This is a genomic window from Flagellimonas abyssi, from assembly GCF_019457905.1.
GTDB classification, from domain to species: Bacteria; Bacteroidota; Bacteroidia; order Flavobacteriales; family Flavobacteriaceae; genus Flagellimonas; species Flagellimonas abyssi.
The window spans coordinates 1-3,094 of record NZ_JAHZSV010000061.1 but is presented as its reverse complement, the minus strand read 5'-3'; the positions used below and the strand labels follow the sequence as shown (position 1 = coordinate 3,094).

4 protein-coding genes are annotated in these 3,094 nt (G+C 44.7%); all 4 read left to right on the top strand.

Going from position 1 to position 3,094, the window contains the following annotated elements; genetic code table 11:
* The first annotated feature begins 179 nt into the window (after positions 1-179).
* A complete protein-coding gene (locus K1F36_RS19330) occupies positions 180-1,154 on the top strand; it encodes a fatty acid desaturase family protein (RefSeq protein ID WP_220115261.1) in 975 nt (324 codons plus the stop codon).
* Positions 1,155-1,160: 6 nt separating this feature from the next.
* Positions 1,161-2,315, top strand: coding sequence for a DEAD/DEAH box helicase (locus K1F36_RS19325; protein WP_220115260.1), 1,155 nt, complete (start codon positions 1,161-1,163; stop codon positions 2,313-2,315).
* Positions 2,316-2,394: 79 nt separating this feature from the next.
* Complete coding sequence (locus tag K1F36_RS19320) at positions 2,395-2,766, top strand: hypothetical protein (RefSeq protein WP_220115259.1); 372 nt, start codon at positions 2,395-2,397, stop codon at positions 2,764-2,766.
* A gap of 214 nt (positions 2,767-2,980) precedes the next feature.
* A partial coding sequence (locus tag K1F36_RS20430; RefSeq protein WP_417944638.1) for an integrase core domain-containing protein occupies positions 2,981-3,094 on the top strand: 114 nt, incomplete at its 3' end.

Here is a 3,094-nt window from a genome sequence, read left to right as displayed (position 1 = left end):
CGCCCTGAAAAAAATCAAACCAAAAAAGTTTAAATGAGTTCTTTATTAAAAATCCATCTTTTCAATCATCGGTAGGCTCCGATTTTTCCAGAACATTAAAAAAACGCGTTTCGGAATATTTCAAGACCACAAAGAAAACCCGGCACGGCAACCGTCAAATGCTTTTTAAGAGCATATTTATGTTGCTGTTGTTTTTCGGCCCCTTGGCCATCATCATTTTTTCAACCCTTACAAGTGTCCCATTGTTGTTTGGATTGTACATTTTGAGTGGATTTGGCATGGCAGGTATTGGCATGGGCGTAATGCACGACGCCATTCACGGGTCTTTTTCAAGGAACAAAATGGTCAACAAACTCATGGGGTACACGATCAATCTGATCGGTGCCAATGACAAGGTCTGGAGGCTGCAACACAATGTTTTGCACCATAGCTATACCAATATCGAGGATCATGACGATGATATAAACGCGCCCTTTTTCTTGAGGTTTTCACCTCATGCCAAAAAGAACAAGCTCCATAAGTACCAGCATTGCTATGCTTGGTTCTTTTATGGTCTGTCCACGGTTTCATGGGTTACGTCCAAAGATTTTGTCCGGTACGCCAGATATTACAAAATGGGCCTGGTGAAAAATAGAAGGACTTACATAGAAGGAATCCTTAAGATGGCTGCTTGGAAAGTATTATATTTTTCCTATGCGTTGGTCTTGCCGATTTTGTTGACCGCTATTTCACCATGGCTGGTGGTCCTTGCCTTTTTGTCCATGCACTTTGTGACCGGATTGAGCATCACCTTGGTCTTCCAAACAGCCCACGTTACCCCCAATGCATCATTCCCTTTACCGGATACCAACGGAAATTTGGAGTCCGAACGTTTGGCACATCAACTGGAGACCACATGTAATTTTGCGCCAAAGAGCGCATGGTTATCATGGATGGTAGGAGGTCTGACCCACCAGATAGAACATCATCTTTTCCCAAATATTTCACATATTCATTACCGTAACATAGCACCGATAGTAAAGCGTACTGCCGAAGAATTTGGCTTGCCCTATCACTCCAACGGATCTTTTGCATCTGCAATTTTCAAACACTTTAAAATGCTCCGCGATCTGGGGCAAATGGAATTACAGACAATTCCAACACATCAAAACTAAAATACTATGCATTATCATAAAAAGCACCGGACTGGTACGTCCGGCAAACGGCCCGTATCCAGGTTAAACCCTGAACTACTGGTCAAAAAATCAACAACAACAAATACCGAGCCCTATGTTTCAGATAGAGATTTTGAACAATTCCATTTACATGGGGAACTTTGTAAAAACATTGCCCATAAGGGCTATCGCTCACCCTCTGAAATTCAGGACAGGTGTTTCGACCACCTGCTGAAAGGAAAAAACTTAGTGGGCATTGCGGCCACGGGTACAGGTAAAACGGGGGCATTCCTTATCCCTATGGTACAACAGATGCTTACCGCCAACCATGTTTCCGGTCTAGTGGTAGTGCCCACCCGGGAATTGGCACAACAGGTACAGTCCGAGTTCAGGTCATTGACCAAAGGCACCCGACTCACCTCTGCGTGCTTTATCGGAGGAACAAATGTGGATAGGGACATATCCTCGGCAAGGAGGAGCCTGGACCTTATTGTGGGCACACCGGGGAGGCTGAACGATTTGATTGAACGAAAGGCATTGAGAATTGATACCAGATCGACCCTGGTTTTGGACGAGTTTGACAGAATGCTGGACATGGGGTTCATCAAAGATATGCAGAAGCTTGTTTCAGGAATGCGAAACCGAAAGCAGACCATGTTGTTCTCAGCAACCTTGGACCCGAACCAGGAAAAACTGATCCAACAGATCACCGGGGCGGCAACACATGTAAAGGTGTCAAGCGGAACCAGATCGAGCGATAACGTCGATCAACATATCATCCGAGTGAAGAACAGTGAAAATAAATTTGATGTATTGTTCAAGCTGGTAAACGAATCTTCCTTTAAAAAAGTGCTGTTGTTCGAAGAAACGAAAAGAGGGGTGGATAAATTAAGCAAGCAATTGAAGAATTCCGGGATCAGATCGGATGTCATCCATGGGAATAAGTCACAAAACTATCGTTCAAGGGCAATAGAGCTGTTCAAGTCGGGAAGCACAAAAATATTGGTGGCAACGGATGTTGCTGCCAGGGGAATTGATATCAAAGGGGTCACCCATGTAATCAACTATCAGTTGCCCCAAACAATGGATAGCTATATCCATAGAATCGGTAGGACGGGCCGTGCATCTGCCACCGGAGTGGCCTACACGTTCGTCAATTAATAACAAAACATTTAACAAATACCATTATGCAAGAAAGAACAGTAAAGTTTTTCAACAACGATAAAGGATATGGCTATTTGTGGATGTCAACAATGATCCTCTCCCTAATGAGATCCGTTCCTTGGTAACCAAAAAAGGAAAGAAGCACCCTGATTTCAGGATAAAGGTCTACACGGAGAGCCAATCCAAGATGAAGGAATTCATCAAAGCGGTCGAGTCCATATTCCATAGGTATCTTGAAAACTGCAAAGACCATATCGAAGGAATCGGAAAGGATTTTAAGGAAGAATTCCCAAAAGTGACCGAGAACCCATTGGAGGGTCCAATGGAGCTCAACGAGGTCTGGCACATGGACTTTATGGCCAATGTACTGTCTAATGGAAGGAAGACTAGGGTGTTCAATGTCATGGACGACTGCAACCGAGAGGCACTGCCATGGAAGTGGTACTAAACTATCCGGCGATAAAATTTTGTGGAGACCTTATCGCAACTGAAGGAAGAGATAGGACTGCCAAAGACCATATACTGCGACAACGGTCCGGAGTTCATATCGAAGACCCTATCAAAATGGTGCAAGGGCAAACGGGTGGAGCTCCAGTTCATCCTGCCCGGCAAGCCCATGCAGAACGGATATATGGAACGCCTGAACAGGTTTTATAGGGAGGATGTTCGACGCCTATTGGTTCAACCACCTACACCGAATAAAGGCGCTGACCCAAAAATGGATGGAGGATTACAGTACAAGGCATCCCCACTCATCCATCGGGGATATGCCGCCT